This window comes from Bradyrhizobium sp. 199 (assembly GCF_023073355.1).
Classification (GTDB): Bacteria; Pseudomonadota; Alphaproteobacteria; order Rhizobiales; family Xanthobacteraceae; genus Bradyrhizobium.
On sequence record NZ_JADPJI010000005.1, the window covers coordinates 1,336,082 to 1,351,512 of the forward strand.

Annotated in this window: 16 protein-coding genes; 11 read left to right on the forward strand and 5 right to left on the reverse strand. The window is 65.2% G+C overall.

The window, feature by feature from the left end; translation table 11 throughout:
* Positions 1-17: 17 nt before the first annotated feature.
* The 3 genes from serS to surE all read left to right on the forward strand — a co-directional run bounded on the left by serS (position 18) and on the right by surE (position 2,737).
* Entirely contained in the window at positions 18-1,349 is a 1,332-nt protein-coding gene (gene serS, locus IVB28_RS14860) for a serine--tRNA ligase (protein WP_247527148.1), read from the forward strand.
* Positions 1,350-1,501: 152 nt separating this feature from the next.
* A complete protein-coding gene (locus tag IVB28_RS14865; protein ID WP_247527149.1) occupies positions 1,502-1,864 on the forward strand; it encodes a hypothetical protein in 363 nt (120 codons plus the stop codon).
* Between the two features lie 105 nt (positions 1,865-1,969).
* On the forward strand, positions 1,970-2,737 hold the full coding sequence (surE, locus tag IVB28_RS14870) for a 5'/3'-nucleotidase SurE (protein WP_247527150.1): 768 nt from the start codon (positions 1,970-1,972) through the stop codon (positions 2,735-2,737).
* A 3-nt stretch (positions 2,738-2,740) separates the two neighbouring features.
* On the opposite strand, the gene IVB28_RS14875 is transcribed toward surE, so the two are convergent.
* Positions 2,741-3,112 (reverse strand): response regulator, encoded by a 372-nt coding sequence (locus tag IVB28_RS14875; RefSeq protein ID WP_008547195.1) that lies wholly within the window; start codon positions 3,110-3,112, stop codon positions 2,741-2,743.
* 224 nt (positions 3,113-3,336) lie between these two features.
* On the opposite strand from IVB28_RS14875, the gene IVB28_RS14880 reads away from it, so the two are divergent.
* Entirely contained in the window at positions 3,337-3,984 is a 648-nt protein-coding gene (locus IVB28_RS14880; RefSeq protein WP_247527151.1) for a protein-L-isoaspartate(D-aspartate) O-methyltransferase, read from the forward strand.
* Positions 3,985-4,093: 109 nt separating this feature from the next.
* Positions 4,094-5,476 carry a LysM peptidoglycan-binding domain-containing M23 family metallopeptidase gene (locus IVB28_RS14885; protein WP_247527152.1) on the forward strand — a complete coding sequence of 461 codons (1,383 nt, stop codon included), beginning with the start codon at positions 4,094-4,096 and terminating at the stop codon, positions 5,474-5,476.
* Between the two features lie 73 nt (positions 5,477-5,549).
* On the opposite strand, the gene IVB28_RS14890 is transcribed toward IVB28_RS14885, so the two are convergent.
* Entirely contained in the window at positions 5,550-6,554 is a 1,005-nt protein-coding gene (locus IVB28_RS14890) for an ATP-binding protein (RefSeq protein ID WP_247527153.1), read from the reverse strand.
* Positions 6,555-6,736: 182 nt separating this feature from the next.
* Between IVB28_RS14890 and yajC the strand changes: the two genes are divergently transcribed.
* Genes yajC through IVB28_RS14920 form a run of 6 tightly spaced genes read left to right on the forward strand, consistent with a single transcriptional unit; the run spans position 6,737 to position 12,404 of the window.
* Positions 6,737-7,105 carry a preprotein translocase subunit YajC gene (gene yajC, locus IVB28_RS14895; RefSeq protein ID WP_247527154.1) on the forward strand — a complete coding sequence of 123 codons (369 nt, stop codon included), beginning with the start codon at positions 6,737-6,739 and terminating at the stop codon, positions 7,103-7,105.
* 47 nt (positions 7,106-7,152) lie between these two features.
* Positions 7,153-8,757: a protein translocase subunit SecD gene (gene secD, locus IVB28_RS14900; protein ID WP_247527156.1), complete on the forward strand. Its 1,605-nt coding sequence runs from the start codon at positions 7,153-7,155 to the stop codon at positions 8,755-8,757.
* A 16-nt stretch (positions 8,758-8,773) separates the two neighbouring features.
* Positions 8,774-9,799 carry a protein translocase subunit SecF gene (gene secF, locus IVB28_RS14905; RefSeq protein ID WP_247527158.1) on the forward strand — a complete coding sequence of 342 codons (1,026 nt, stop codon included), beginning with the start codon at positions 8,774-8,776 and terminating at the stop codon, positions 9,797-9,799.
* 60 nt (positions 9,800-9,859) lie between these two features.
* Complete coding sequence (locus tag IVB28_RS14910) at positions 9,860-10,243, forward strand: MTH938/NDUFAF3 family protein (RefSeq protein ID WP_247527160.1); 384 nt, start codon at positions 9,860-9,862, stop codon at positions 10,241-10,243.
* Between the two features lie 7 nt (positions 10,244-10,250).
* Positions 10,251-11,114, forward strand: a complete 864-nt coding sequence (locus IVB28_RS14915) for a phytoene/squalene synthase family protein (protein WP_247527162.1) — start codon at positions 10,251-10,253, stop codon at positions 11,112-11,114.
* A gap of 45 nt (positions 11,115-11,159) precedes the next feature.
* Positions 11,160-12,404 carry a threonine ammonia-lyase gene (locus tag IVB28_RS14920; RefSeq protein ID WP_247527164.1) on the forward strand — a complete coding sequence of 415 codons (1,245 nt, stop codon included), beginning with the start codon at positions 11,160-11,162 and terminating at the stop codon, positions 12,402-12,404.
* Between the two features lie 10 nt (positions 12,405-12,414).
* Here the strand turns inward: IVB28_RS14920 and IVB28_RS14925 are convergent, their stop codons facing one another.
* From IVB28_RS14925 to IVB28_RS14935, 3 genes are all read right to left on the reverse strand, one after another.
* Positions 12,415-13,593 carry an aminotransferase class V-fold PLP-dependent enzyme gene (locus IVB28_RS14925; RefSeq protein ID WP_247527166.1) on the reverse strand — a complete coding sequence of 393 codons (1,179 nt, stop codon included), beginning with the start codon at positions 13,591-13,593 and terminating at the stop codon, positions 12,415-12,417.
* Between the two features lie 75 nt (positions 13,594-13,668).
* Positions 13,669-14,235, reverse strand: a complete 567-nt coding sequence (locus IVB28_RS14930) for a CAP domain-containing protein (protein WP_247527168.1) — start codon at positions 14,233-14,235, stop codon at positions 13,669-13,671.
* A gap of 95 nt (positions 14,236-14,330) precedes the next feature.
* Positions 14,331-15,425 (reverse strand): serine/threonine protein kinase, encoded by a 1,095-nt coding sequence (locus tag IVB28_RS14935; protein WP_247527170.1) that lies wholly within the window; start codon positions 15,423-15,425, stop codon positions 14,331-14,333.
* Positions 15,426-15,431: the final 6 nt, after the last annotated feature.

Consider the following 15,431-nt stretch of genomic DNA (forward strand, 5'->3'; position numbering starts at 1 on the left):
GCCCTAGGACCACAGCCATGCACGACATCAAATCGATCCGCGACAATCCGCAAGCCTTCGACGCCGGCCTCGCACGGCGGGGTCTGAAGCCGTTGTCGGCCGCGCTGCTTGCGATCGACGAGAAGCGGCGCTCCGCGATCCTGGCCTCCGAGCAGGCGCAGGCGCGGCGCAACGCGGCGTCCAAGGAGATCGGCGACGCAAAGAAGGCGAAGGACGAGGCACGCGCGGCCAAGCTGATGGCCGAGGTCGCCGAGCTCAAGACCACGATGCCGCAGCTCGAGGCCGCCGCAAAGACCGCCGACGAGGAGCTGACGAAAGAGCTGTCCGCGCTCCCGAACATTCCGCTCGACGACGTGCCCGACGGTGCCGACGAGCACGGCAACGTGCAGCACCACGTGTTCGGCAACAAGCGCAACTACAGCTTTGCGCCGAAGCTGCATGACGATCTCGGCACCGCGCTCGGTGACATGGACTTCGAAGCGGCGGCAAAACTTTCCGGCGCGCGCTTCGTCGTGCTGAAGAAGGGCCTGGCGCGGCTGGAGCGCGCGCTCGGCCAGTTCATGCTGAATCTGCACGTCGATGAACACGGCTATACCGAGATCAATCCGCCGCTGCTGGTGCGCAACGAGATCATGTTCGGCACCGGGCAATTGCCGAAATTCGAGGACGATCAGTTCTGGGCGATCAAGGGCGAGCTGCTCGCCGCGCCCGACCATGAGCGGCTGAAGGCCGAGCGTCTCGGCCTCATCCCGACCGCCGAAGTGTCGCTGACCAATCTCGCACGCGAATCCATTCTCGACGAGAAGCAATTGCCGATGCGCCTCACCGCGCTGACGCCGTGCTTCCGCGCCGAGGCAGGCGCCGCAGGGCGCGACACCCGAGGCATGATCCGCCAGCACCAGTTCACCAAGGTGGAGTTGGTCTCGATCACGACGCCGGAGGTGAGCAAGGACGAGTTGGAGCGGATGCTGTCATGTGCCGAGCAGGTGCTCCAGAGGCTCGGCCTGCATTATCGTGTGATGACGCTGTGCGCAGGGGACATGGGTTTCTCGTCGCAAAAAACCTATGACATCGAGGTTTGGATGCCCGGACAGGGCGAGGGCGGTGCATTCCGCGAGATCTCGAGCTGCTCCGTCTGCGGCGACTTCCAGGCGCGCCGCATGGACGCCCGCTCGCGCGGCCCCGACGGCAAGCCGCGTTTCGTCCATACGCTGAATGGCTCGGGCACCGCTCTTGGCCGCGCGTTGATCGCCGTGATGGAGACCTATCAGCAGGAGGACGGCTCCATCGCGGTCCCCGACGTGCTGCAGCCCTATATGGGCGGCGTGAAGGTGATCGGGCGCGACTAAAGCGTTTTCGAGCGAAGTGGATCCGGTTCGCGCAAGAAAAACGCGTCGAAACACGAACCGCGTCGTTCGTCTGAAATGCTGGAAACGAGCGGTTGCGAAGATCGGCCGGCCGGTTATCCTGCCGGCCATCCGACAACGCGAACCCACCGTTCATGGCCTTGCACCGCGACATCTTCTGGGTGGGCAGACAATGGGCGGTGACGGCTGCCGGCATCCAGGCCGTGGACCAGCGCCTGCGTGGCGTGCTCGACATCGAGATCGCGCGGCTGTGGGACGACGATCTCGTGCAGAGCCGGCGGGCCAAGCCGGGTGTGAATGCGGCAGATTTCGACAAGGCGCTAACGATGGCGCGCGAACGCTTTCCGCAGGCGCCGGAGGCGAACCCGTTCGTTGCGCAATTGGAAGCGCTCGGCGTGATCGAGGCTCCGGTCGCGGCCCCGGTACTGCCGCTGATGAAGCTGCGTGCGGAGGGCCGGCTGGCGCGCTTTATGCCGCAATGGCGCATCCGCCGGTAAACGGATCAAGCCGGAACCCGCCACAGGGACCCCGAGCGGCCGGTTTGCCTGATCGGCCAGAGCCGGATAAGACGGCTCAGACCCCCTTCTGGATCGACCCTTCGCATGCGCATCCTCTGCACCAATGACGACGGCATCCACGCTCCCGGCCTTGAGGTCGTGGAGGAGATCGCGCGCGCTCTGTCCGACGATGTCTGGGTGGTTGCACCTGAGCTCGACCAGTCCGGCGTGTCGCATTCCCTGTCGCTGAATGACCCCTTGCGCCTGCGTGAAGTCGGGCCCCGGCACTTTGCCGTGCGCGGCACGCCGACCGACTGCGTCATCATGGGCGCGCGACATATCCTTGGGCCCAAACTGCCCGATATCGTGCTGTCCGGGGTCAACAAGGGCCGCAACGTCGCCGAGGACGTGGTCTATTCCGGCACCATCGCCGGCGCCTTGGAGGGCACCATCCTGGGGTTGCCGTCGTTCGCGCTCTCGCAGGAGTTCAGCGTCGAGACCCGCGAGCACATGCCGTGGGACACCGCGCGAAAATTCGGGCCCGACATCCTGCGCAAGGTGATCGCCGCCGGCATCCCGAAGGACACCGTCATCAACGTCAATTTCCCGTCCTGCGCGCCGGAGGATGTGCTGGGCATCCGCGTCACGCGCCAGGGCAAACGCAATCTGGGTTTCTTGCGGATCGACGAGCGCAAGGACGGCCGGGGCAATCCCTATTTCTGGATCGGCTTCGAGCGCACGGCGATGATGGACACACCGGCTGACGGCACCGATCTTGCGGCGCTTCGCGAGCGCTATGTCTCGGTCACGCCGCTCAGGCTCGACCGCACCAACGAGGCGTTTTCGGAAGAGCTCAGCGCGACGCTGAAATAGCAGCTAACCGCCGCGAAGCGCGGCTTCGATGGTCTTGCCGAGGGCGTCGAGCTGAAACGGTTTCTGAAGCGCCGGCCGGTCGCGGTACTGCTCGGGCAGGCCGGAGGAGCCATAGCCGGTGGCAAAGATGAACGGGCAGCCCTTGGCCTTGATCACGTCGGCGACCGGCGAGATCACCTTGCCGTTGACGTTGACGTCGAGAATGGCGATGTCGAACTCGGTCGCCTGGGCGAGCCGCATGGCCTCGGTGATGTCGCCCGCCTCGGCAGCCACCTTGTAGCCGAGCTCTTCGAGCATGTCCGCGACCATCATTCTGATCATCACCTCGTCCTCGACGAGGAATACAGAGCGGCCCGAAAGCCCTGTCGCGGTCATGATTGAGTCCTTGCCCATTGCCAAAAACGTTCGCAGATAACACGAATTGACGCAATGCGCGTTTCGACCAACGTACGGCTGAACATGGTCATCGCGGCTTGTTCGTGGCAAGCCAATTTGTGGTCAAATGCGCCACCCGAAGAGTATCATGAGTTCCCCAGCAGGAACAGGATTCTGGCGCCCGGCTTGACCCCACCGAGTCCGGCAAGACAGCGTAATCAACAATGACCAATCAGCACCCGCCGGAAAAGATGATGTTTCAGCTCACGCTGAGGCGTCGGGGCATCAGCGATCAGGCGGTGCTGCGAGCCATGGAGGAGGTGCCGCGCGAGCTTTTCGTCGACGAGGCCGACCGCGAGGGCGCCTACCGCGACAGCGCGCTGCCGATCGCCTGTGGACAGACCATCAGCCAGCCCTTCGTGGTGGCCTATATGACCGAGCAGCTCCAGCTCCGGAAGCAGCATCGGGTGCTCGAGATCGGGGCCGGTTCCGGCTATCAGGCGGCCGTGCTGTCGCGGCTCGCGGGGCAGGTGCTCACGGTCGAACGCTATCGCAAGCTCGCGGACACCGCACGCGCGAGGCTTGAAAAGCTCGGCTGTCACAATGTCGAGGTGATGCTTGGCGACGGGCTCAATCTGCCGGCCAATATCGGCGCGTTCGATCGCATCATCGTCACCGCGGCGGTGGAGCAGCTTCCGGAGAATTTGGTCGAACGGCTTGAGGTTGGCGGCATCCTGATCGCGCCGGTCGGCCCGCATCAGGGCGTGCAGACGTTGATCCGCCTGACCCGCAGCGAAGCCGGGATCGAGCGCAAGGAACTCCTCGACGTCCGCTTCGTGCCGGCACTGCCCGGTGTGGCGCGGGAGCTGTAGATTTCCGGATTGGCTGTGCCGCCAACATCTTATTGGGAGGGTTAAGCCGTTATTTACTCGGCGCGTGTTTACTTAAAAGACCAGTTCTGTTGCGTACGAGTGAGTAACCATGTCCGTCGTCGCCGAGTTGCTTTACTCGCGCCGCGTACCGCAGGTCGCGGTGCTGGCGCTGATCTCCTTCAGCTTCGCAGGTTGCAGCGCCGACATGTCGTCGCGGCTGTCCCAGTCGAACCTCTCCAACCCCTTTGCCTCAGACCAGACCGGTTCGGTGCAGCAGGCGCCGCCGCCGCAGCGTGAGCTACCGCAATATTCGCGGCCGCAAACGCAGCCCGGTTCTTATCAGTCGCAGCCTTTGCCGCCTGCGGTGTCCGCGCCGCAATCCTATCCCGCAGCGGCAGCTGGCGGGGTGTCCGGAGGCGGGCGCGGCGTCAGCTCTTACGCGCCCCCGGCGCAGCCGCATCTGGAAACCACGGCCACCGTGCCGCCGCGCTCCGTTGCAGCCGCTCAGCCGACTGGCGGGACCAAGATCATCGTCGGGACCAGCGACACGCTCGACGTGCTCGCCAAGCGCTATCACGTCACGCCGCAGGCGATCCTTGCCGCCAACGGCTACAAGGGCCCACGCGCGCTCTCGCCCGGCCAGCAGATCATCATCCCGCATCCGGCCACGGCCGCTGCACCTGCGGCCGTGATGGCTCCCGTCGCGGCGGCTCCCGCTGCGAAGCCGGTCGCGGCCATGGCTGCGCCATCGAGCACCCACTTCGTCAATCATGGCGACACGCTCGCCAGCATTGCCCGCAAGAACCATATTTCGTCGGCCGAGCTTGCCCGTGCCAACGGCCTCGATCCCTCGACCAAGCTCAAGCTCGGCACCAAGCTGACCGTGCCCGGTGTCAAGACCGCCGCCGTTTCAGCTCCGGTTGCTGCGGCCCCGGTCGGGGCTGCTCCGCTGGCGGGGACGCTGCAGCCGGTTGCCGCAGCTCCCGCGCCGACCACCAAGATGGCGGCAGTCGCCGCACCGGTGCAGAGCGCGCGTCTTGCCCAGGCCGCGGCGAACGTCGAAGAGAAACCCGCCGAGACCCCGGCAAAGGCTGCTGAGACCACCAGCGCGCTGCCAACCTTCCGCTGGCCGGTGCGCGGCAAGGTGGTCACGAGCTACGGCGCCAAGACCAACGGAAAGTCCAATGACGGCATCAATCTCGCAGTGCCCGAGGGGACGCCGGTCAAGGCGGCCGAAGACGGTGTCGTCGCCTATTCCGGCAACGAGCTGAAAGGTTACGGCAATCTGGTCCTGGTTCGGCATTCCAACGGCTACGTCACCGCATATGCCCATGCGAGTGAGCTGCTGGTGAAGCGCGGCGATCCTATCAAGCGCGGTCAGGTCATTGCCAAGTCGGGTCAATCCGGGGAGGTGGCGTCGCCGCAGCTCCACTTCGAGATCCGTAAGGGATCGAGCCCGGTTGACCCGCTTCAATTCCTGAACGGGGCGTAAGGCGCCGTCAGGCCGTCGGATCGCAATGATCGCCCGCGAAAGCGGGCGATCTCGTTTTGCCTGATCGCTCTCGCTACATCGCCGTCAGCTTCACGCCGAGCCGCCCCGCCAGCTCCTGCACGAACTGCCAGGCGACGCGGCCCGAACGTGAGCCGCGGGTGGTCGACCATTCCAGCGCTTCGCGTTCAAGCGCCTCGTCGTCGACCTCAATGCCGAAATGGCTGCAATAGCCGCGCACCATGGCGAGGTATTCGTCCTGGCTGCAGCGGTGGAAGCCGAGCCAGAGGCCGAAGCGATCCGACAGCGAGACCTTCTCCTCGACCGCTTCTCCGGGATTGATCGCAGTGGAGCGCTCGTTCTCGATCATCTCGCGTGCGAGCAGATGGCGGCGGTTCGAGGTCGCGTAGAGGATGACGTTCTCGGGCCGGCCCTCGATGCCGCCTTCCAGCACCGCCTTCAGCGACTTGTACGAAGCGTCGTTGCCGTCGAAGGAGAGGTCGTCGCAGAATACGATGAAGCGGAAGGACGAGGCGCGAAGCTGGTCCATCAGCGCGGGCAGGCTCTCGATGTCCTCGCGATGGATCTCGATCAGCTTCAGCTTCTCGGCTGGTTTGCGCTGTGCGTTGATGCTGGCATGGGCGGCCTTCACCAGCGACGATTTGCCCATGCCGCGCGCGCCCCAGAGCAGGGCGTTGTTGGCAGGCAGGCCGCGTGCGAACCGCTCGGTGTTCTCCATCAGGATGTCGCGCATCCGGTCGACGCCCTTCAACAGGAACAGCTCGACGCGGCTGACCCGCGGCACGGCCGAGAGGCGACCATCGGGGTGCCAGACATAGGCGTCGGCCCGCTTGAACGACTCGCGTTCGACTGCCGGCTTGCCCTGGGCTGCGAGGTGCGCCGCAATGGTCTCAAGCGCGCGGATGATGCGTTCCTGGGAGAGATCTGGGGCTGCCTCAAGGCGTGCCTCGACGGTCCGCTTGGCCGTCGCCTCGGGGCGATTTGCCGCGAGGCGGGCAGGCGTCCTGGCAGGGGTGCGGGGGCCTTTGCCGGCCGGGCTTTTGCTTGATTTTTTGGGCATGTCCGAAGTTCCTGAGAACGCAGCCTTTATCGGGCCTGAGGGCGCGCCGCAAGGTGGCCAAAAGGGCGGTCTGGCAGCGTTGCAATTGGGGCAATGGCCGCTATAGTCCGCGCGAATTTGACCGAGCCGGTCGCCTTTGAGGGCCTGACCGGCTTTCCCCCGTTCTCACGAGGATCGTCCGAATGCTGATTACTCCTGCGTATGCCCAGGCCGCGGGCGCCGGCGACACCAACAGCATGTTGATGTCGCTGCTGCCGTTCGCCCTGATCTTCGTGATCATGTACTTCCTGATTCTGCGTCCGCAGCAGAAGAAGGTCCGCGACCATGCCGACCTCGTGAAGAACATCCGCCGCGGCGACACCGTCGTGACTTCGGGCGGCCTAGTCGGCAAGGTCACCAAGGTCGTCGATGACGACCAGATCGAGTTCGAGATTGCCGACGGCGTGCGGGTGCGGCAGATGCGCTCGATGGTCTCCGGCGTGCGCGCCAAGGGCGAGCCGGCCAAGGAAAGCGCCAAGGAAGCCGCCAAGGACGACGCCGCCTCGAAGTGAGCGCTTCTGCGGGCATCTCAAGTCTCCTGATCTGACAGGTCCAGTCGATGTTGTATTTCACGCGGTGGAAGGCGCTCGGGATTATCCTGACGGCGCTGATCGTGTGCCTCTGCGCGGTCCCGAACTTCTTTCCGGAGTCGCAGGTCAAGACCTGGCCCGCCTGGGCGCAGCGCCGGCTGGTGTTGGGTCTCGACTTGCAGGGCGGCTCCTCTTTGCAGCTCGAGGTCGATGCCAGCTATGTGAAGAAGCAGAGGCTCGATCAAGTTCGCGGCGATGCACAGAAGGTGCTGCGCGATGCCCGAATCGGATTTACCGGCGGCATTGCTGTGCGAAACGATGCCGTCGAGGCACGCATCACCAAGGAATCCGATCTGCAAACTGCGCTATCCAAGCTGCGGGATCTGTCGCAGCCATTGGGCGGTCTGATGGGCTCCAGCGGCCAGCGCGACCTCGATGTGACCGATGCCGGCGGCGGACTCATCCGCCTGACCATCCCTGAGGCCGCGATGCTCGATCGCCTGCGCAAGACCATCGAGCAGTCGATCCAGATCGTTGAGAAGCGCGTCAACGAGCTCGGCACCGTCGAGCCTATCATCCAGCGCCAGGGCAACGACCGCATCCTGGTGCAGGTCCCCGGCCTTCAGGATCCGACCCGCCTGAAGGAGCTGCTGGGCAAGACCGCGAAGATGGAATTCCGTATGGTCGACCCCTCGGTGCCGCCGGACCAGGCGCAGCAGCGCGGGTTGCCCGCTGACACCGAGTTCCTGCCGGGCGCGACGCCGCCTCCGCCGGGCTACGTGGTCAAGAAGCAGGTGCTGGTGGCGGGCGGCGATCTGACTGACGCCCAGGCCACCTTCGACCAGCGTACCAATGAGCCGGTCGTCAGCTTCAAGTTCAATACCTCGGGCGCGCGCAAGTTCGCGCAGGCCACGCAGGAGAATGTCGGGGTGCCCTTCGCGATCATCCTCGATAACAAGGTGATCTCGGCGCCGGTCATTCGCGAGCCGATCACCGGCGGCCAGGGACAGATCTCCGGCAGTTTCACCGTGCAGTCGGCCAACGACCTCGCGATCCTGCTGCGTGCCGGCGCGTTGCCTGCGCCGCTCACGGTGGTCGAGGAACGCACCGTGGGCCCCGGTCTCGGCCAGGACTCGATCGAGAAGGGGGAGCTTGCGGCTTACGTCGGCTCGATCCTGGTCATCATCTTCATGCTGCTGACTTACCGGCTGTTCGGCGTCTTCGCCAACATCGCCGTGGCCATCAACGTCGCCATGATCTTCGGCCTCTTGTCGCTGCTCAGCGCCACGTTGACCCTGCCCGGCATCGCCGGCATCGTGCTCACCGTCGGCATCGCGGTCGACTCCAACGTGCTGATCTACGAGCGCATCCGGGAGGAGCTACGCGGCGGGAGAAGTCCTATCTCGGCGATCGACGCAGGGTTCAAGCGAGCGCTGGCGACCATCCTCGATTCCAACATCACCACCTTCATCGCCGCTGCCGTGCTGTTCATGATCGGCACCGGACCGGTGCGCGGCTTCGCTGTAACGCTCGGCATCGGCATCATCACCACGGTCTTCACCGCCTTCACCATGACCCGCCTGATCGTCGCATGGTGGGTGCAGTGGAAGCGGCCGAAGACTGTGCCGATTTGATATTTCGAGGCCGGCTGTGACCACTACTCAACTCGTTCTCATCTCTCTGGGCGTGCTGATTTCCATTCTGACCGTGGTCAGCGTGCTCGGCCTCCTGCCGTCGCTGCGCATCGTGCCAGACGATACGCATTTCGACTTCACGCGCTTCCGCCGTATCAGCTTCCCCATCTCGGCGGCGCTGTCGATCGTCGCCATCACGCTGTTCTTCACCCATGGCCTGAACTTCGGCATCGACTTCAAGGGCGGCACCTTGATGGAGGTGCGGGCCAAGTCGGGCCCTGCCGATCTTGCGCAGATGCGCGCAACCCTTGGCGCCCTCGGTCTCGGCGAAGTCCAGCTGCAGCAATTCGGCGGCCCCGCTGACGTGCTGCTTCGCGTTGCCGAGCAGCCGGGCGGCGACAAGGCGCAGCAGGCAGCCGTGGACAAGGTTCGCGGCGCGCTCGGCGAGTCTGTGGAGTATCGCCGCGTCGAGGTTGTGGGCCCGCGTGTTTCTGGCGAACTGCTGGGTTGGGGCATGGCCGGCCTGATGCTCGCTATCATCGCGATCCTGATCTATCTCTGGTTCCGGTTCGAATGGCAGTTCGCGCTGGGCGCCATGATCGCCAACGTGCACGACATCGTGCTGACGATCGGCTTCATGTCGATCAGCCAGGTCGATTTCGACCTGACCAGCATCGCGGCGCTTCTGACCATCCTGGGCTATTCGCTCAACGACACCGTCGTCATCTACGACCGCATCCGTGAAATGCTGCGTCGCTACAAGAAGATGCCGATGCCGCAGCTTCTCAATGAGTCCATCAACTCGACGCTGTCGCGTTCGATCATCACCCACGTCACCGTGACGCTCGCGTTGCTGGCGCTGCTGTTGTTCGGCGGCCATGCGATCCACAGCTTCACCGCGGTGATGATGTTCGGCGTCGTGCTGGTCGGCACCTACACCTCGATCTTCATCGCCGCGCCGATCCTGATCTATCTCGGCGTCGGCGAGCATCGCGAAGATGCGCCGGATACGGCACCACCGGCGAAGAAAAACAAGGCGTGATCCGAACCGCATGCCCTCGCACGCGTTTGCGAGGGCAGTAAGCTCATTCGGACCAAGCTCATGGCCGGCGATCCCAACGCTCCCCATTTCCCGCGCTCGGCGCCGATCGAGGCCTATGGCAAGGGCGGCTTTGCCTTCGCCGGCATGTCGCATCGCGGCTCGCTGCTGTGCCTGCCGGATGCGATCTGGGCCTGGGACGTGACCGATCCCGCGAAGATCGACCGCTATTCGCTGGATCGGGTCTTCACGGCTGCCAACAGCATCGACACGCTCCTGGTCGGCACCGGAACCGGGCTCTGGCTGCCGCCGCCGGAGCTGCGCCAGGCGCTCAAAGCGGTGAGGGTGGTGCTGGACACGATGCAGACCGGTCCCGCCGTGCGCACCTACAACATCATGATCGGCGAACGGCGGCGGGTTGCCGCCGCGCTGATCGCGGTGCCATGAAGAGCACATGAGCAGCGCCGCTCCGCCCTCCGATTCCGTCACCTTCTGCGCCGATCTCGTGCGCAGCCATGACTTTCCGCGCTATGCCGCGACGCTGTTCGCGCCAGCCGCGGAGCGCCGGGCATTGCTGGCGCTCTACGCCTTCAATGTCGAGATTGTCCGCGTCCGCGACCAGGTGAGCCAACCCTTGCCCGGCGAGATCCGCTTTCAATGGTGGACCGACCTGTTTTCGGGCCTGGTCCACGGCAGTGCCGAGGGCAATCCGGTCGCGGCGGAGCTGCTGCGTGCGATCCGTGATTTCGGCCTGCCTGTTGAGCCGCTGTCGCTGCTCGTCGATGAGCATCAGTTCGACCTCTATAACGACCCGATGCCCACGCTGACGGCGCTGGAGGGCTATCTGGCCGCGACCTCATCGGCGCTGTTCGATCTGGCGGCGCGGATTTTGGGGCCGCCGTCCGAGGCCGGCGAGCATCTCGCCCGTCATGCCGGGCTGGCGCAGGGCATCGTGCAAGTGATTGCGAATCTGCCGCGCGATGCATCGCGCCGGCAGCTGTTCCTGCCGCAGCAGGTGCTGGCGAGCCATGGCTGCCAGATGGAGGATTTATTTGCCGGCAAGGACACGTCGAACCTGCGCGCCGTGCTGGAGCAGCTCGCGGGCGAGGCGCAGCAGCATTTGACCACGGCCTTGTCGCTGCTGGCGGACGTGCCGGTCGCGGTGCGTCCGGCGTTTCTGCCGTTGAGCCAGGTCAAGGCCGATCTCAAACGCCTGTCGCAGCCCGGCCGCAATCCGTTCGCGCCGCAACCGACGTCGCGGCTGAGCACGCTCTGGACGCTGTGGCGGGCGTCACGTTCGCGGGAATTTACCAAATAGCGGCTGGCATATCGCCTCGAACCGCCGGATGCTCTATGCTGTCCCATGGCTGAGTTGTCCCAAAGCACGTCGCCCGACCTGAGCGGTTTTCCGGTCGCGCCTGATGATATTCATGCCGCCGCCGAGACCATCAGGGGTGCCGTCGTCGAGACGCCCTGCAGCTACAGCCGCACGCTGAGCAGCATCTGCGGCTGCGAGATCTGGCTCAAATTCGAGAACCTTCAGTTCACCTCCTCCTTCAAGGAGCGCGGCGCGCTCAACCGCCTCGCCGCGCTGACGCCGGAAGAGCGTGCGCGCGGCGTCATCGCCATGTCGGCCGGCAACCACGCACAGGGCGTTGCCTATCACGCCAAGCGCCTCGGCATTCCCGCCACCATCGTCATGCCGATCGGCACACCGATGGTGAAGATCGAGAACACAAGGCATCACGGCGCGGAAGTGGTCGTCACGGGCGCGACGCTGGAGGAGGCGGCCAGCTTCGCACGTCACCAGGGCGAAGCTAGAAGCATGATCTTCGTCCACCCCTACGACGATCCGCTCGTGATCGCAGGGCAGGGCACCGTCGGGCTGGAGATGATGAGAGCCGTGCCGGAGCTCGACACGCTGGTGCTCCCGATCGGCGGCGGCGGCCTGATCAGCGGCATCGGCATTGCCGCGAAATCGATCAAGCCCTCAGTGCGGATCCTGGGCGTCGAGGCCTGGCTCTATCCTTCGATGTACAACGCCATCCATGCCGGAAATCTGCCGGCGCGCGGCGATACGCTGGCCGAAGGCATCGCGGTGAAATCGCCCGGCAAGATCACGACCGAAATCGTCCGCCGTCTCGTCGACGATATCGCGCTCGTCAACGAAGCCGAGCTCGAGCGCGCGGTGGCGGCCCTGATTTCGATCGAGAAGACGGTGGTCGAGGGCGCCGGAGCCGCCGGCCTTGCCGCGCTGATGTCAGATCCGACGCGCTTTGCCGGCCAGAAGGTCGGTCTGGTACTCAGCGGCGGCAACATCGACACGCGGCTGATCGCCTCGGTCCTGACGCGCGAGCTGGCACGCGAGGGGCGGCTGACGCAATTGTCTCTCGATATTCCTGATCGCCCCGGGCAGCTGGCCGCCGTTGCGGCGCTGCTGGCCGAAGCCGGTGCCAACATCATCGAGGTCTCGCACCAGCGGACGTTCTCCGACCTGCCGGCCAAGGCAACGCTGCTGCAGCTCGTCATCGAGACCCGCGACAGCGCTCATCTCGACGAGGTCATGGCAAGGCTCAGCGCGTCCGGCTTGAGCGCGCGCTGCACCTGAGCGCGCGCCACTATCGCCGCGCCAATCCCGCGATGTGGTCGATCAGGCGGTCGACCTCGGCTTCCGTGTTGTAGTAGTGCGGGGACGCCCGCACGAGATGCGGCAACGCGCGAATTTCGGCATCGATGCGCGTGCTCGGCGGATCGGAAGCGCCGATCGTGATGCCGACGGCAGCTGCACTGGCAACAATGGCGTCCGCCTCGTATCCGTCCACCGTGAAGCTGACGATGGCACCCGGCGCGCGGCCGAGGTCGCGAATGGTGACGCCGGGAAGGGCCGCGAGGCCGCTGCGAAGGCGGCCGGCAAGCAGACGGCAGCGTTGTTCGACCGGAGCGATGCCGATCGCGAGGGCGTAGTCGACAGCCGCCCCGAGTCCCAGCCGGGCCGCGTAGTTGTTCTCCCAGGTCTCGAAACGGCGCGCATCGTCGCGCAGCCGATATTCGTCGCGCGAGACCCAGGGCGCTGCGAAGTGATCGATCATCGGCGGCTCTAGCTTTTGCAGCATCGCCCTGCGGACGTAGAGAAAGCCGGTGCCGCGCGGGCCGCGAAGGAATTTGCGCCCCGTTGCCGACAGCATGTCGCAGCCGAGCGCCTCGACGTTCACGGCCATTTGACCGACCGCCTGACAGGCGTCGAGCAGGTAGGGAATGCCGCGCGCCCGCGCGATCTTGCCGATCGCTGCCGCGGGATTGACCAGCCCGCCATTGGTCGGAACCCAGGTGATGGCGATCAGCTTCACGCGCTGATCGATCATGCGTTCGAGCGCGTGGACGTCGAGCTCGCCACTGGCATCGCTCGGCGCCACATCGATGACCGCGCCGGTACGTTTGGCGACTTGAAGGAAAGCCACATAGTTGGCGGCATATTCCGCCTCGGCGGTCAGGATGCGATCGCCCTTGCCAAACGAAAGCGAATAGAACGCCATCTGCCAGGCCACCGTCGCATTCTCCACGAGAGCGATCTCATCGGGCGCAGCATTCAGCAGGCGCGCCACCGAGCCGTAGACCGCTTCGAGCCGCACGGCCTCCCGGTCGGCCGCGGCATAGCCTCCGATCTCGCTTTCCAGATCGATATGCTGCTTCATCGCCGCGACAACGGGGGTCGGCATGAGTGCCGCGCCGGCGTTATGGAGGTAGGTATGCCGGCGGGTGGCCGGCGTGTCGGCTCGTATTCGGTCGATGTCGATCAACAGCGCCTCCATCTCTCGCGATGTCAGTGCATGAATTAGACGCGATGAGCACTGCGAACAAGGCGTCGGCAGCGATCAGATGCAGAGGCCGAGCAGCTTGACGTGGCAACTGCTGGTCTTTGCTTGAGGCTTCGGCTTGCTTGCCGGCAGGGCGTCGCGTTTCACGGCAACGAGGGGCTCCTGGTCCTTCTTCTTGCCCTTGCCCTTCGGCTCGTAGTCGCCCGCGATCACCATGGCCCAGTAGGTGCGCTTGCCGCTGGCGTTCTTGACGCTGGCGATGCCGACGCGGGAGGCGTTGTGCAGCAGCAGGTTCTTGCGGTGCCCGGACGAGTCGATCCATTGTCCCAGGGTCTTCTCGAAATTATCGTAGCCGTAGGCGATGTTCTCGGCGGCGCGGCCCGCGCCGGCCGGTGCGACACGGCGGTTGAACGGGCCGAGCGCGTCGTGACTGAGGTCGTCCTTCGCGGCCATCGCGCGGGCCTGGTCCATGGCGATGCGGTCGAGAGTTGAATCCCGGACGACGCGGACCTCGCCATGCTTGAGGCGGAAGCTGGAGATCAGCTCCGCCGGGGAGTCAGCTTTTGCGGGCGCGGCTGTCAGGAGCAGAAGGCCGGTGATCAGACTGCCAACCATACGATGCATCATCGTCCCCCCAGCGCCCATGACCCCGCCACGTCTGCCTTTGTTCGACCGCTTCTCTATCGCCAATGTGGACGCTTCAAGGCGCAGGCAGCCTGTCAGTTCGTCGGCAGGTTCGCCTCGAAATTGAAGCGGTCGCGCAGGTTCTTGCGCTGTTCCAGGATATCCTTGAGGAAGGCGCGGTCCTGGTCGTTCTTCATCATCGGCTCGATCAGGTCGAGCTGGTTCATGGCGACCAGTTGCAGGATCTCGGTGCGCGGCTTGCCGCTGACGTCGCGTGGCAGCGCATGGACGACCTGGATGTGTTCCGGCGGCTTCGGACCCTTCGCGGCCGCAAGCTCGTTGCGGAGCTCGCCTTCGAGCGCCACCTGATCCGCCTCGACGAAGGCATAGAGCCCGACACCGGAGCGGCGGTCGGCAAAAGCGACGATAGCCGTGTCGCGCACGGCGGGGTTCTTGCGGATCAACTCGGTCAGCACCGGCGCATCGTTGACCAGCCTGCGGCCGCCGCCCTCGCGGTCGGTGAAGTTGAACAGTCCGCGGGTGATGGCGCGATAGACCTTCTTGCCGGTGGCAAGCCACAGGCTTGCCACGAACGATTTCTTCGCCAGGATCTTTCGCTCGCGCGGCGTCAGCGCCTCCGGGGCGTAGGAGCGCTTGTGCTTGAGCAGGTGCCGGAGGTCCTCATAGGCGAGGATGCGATAGAGCCGGCCGCGCCGCGCAAAGCAGGCAGCGAGCTGGAAGTCGGTCACATAGGCGCAGCCGTCGCGGCCGACCAGCCAGTTCTGTTCCTTGGCAAGGTCGTTGTGGCAGATACCGGCGCGGCGTAGCCGGCGCAGGACCACCTTGGCCGAACGGAAATAGGCGACGTCGCCATGCGGCTTTGCCAGATGCAACGCGACACCGTCGACGAAGCCGCGTACCAGCGCGCGGCGTCCGGCCCACAGCAGCTCGGGACCGACATTGAGACCGTCGGCGAGCGCCAGGGCACGCTTCTCGCGCGCGAACAAATGGCGTGCCAGCAGGAATGACCACCACGGCACTTCGTCCAGCCGGCGCAGCACCGCGTCAACCTCACCGCTCTGGCCGCGGAAGCGGCCGCGCTCGACGTTGGAGAACACGTCGCGCTTGAGCAGCACGCCCTCGGTCCAGCGCGCCGACAGCGTAGCGGCGTCGTCTTTGGGGAGGCTCATTACAGA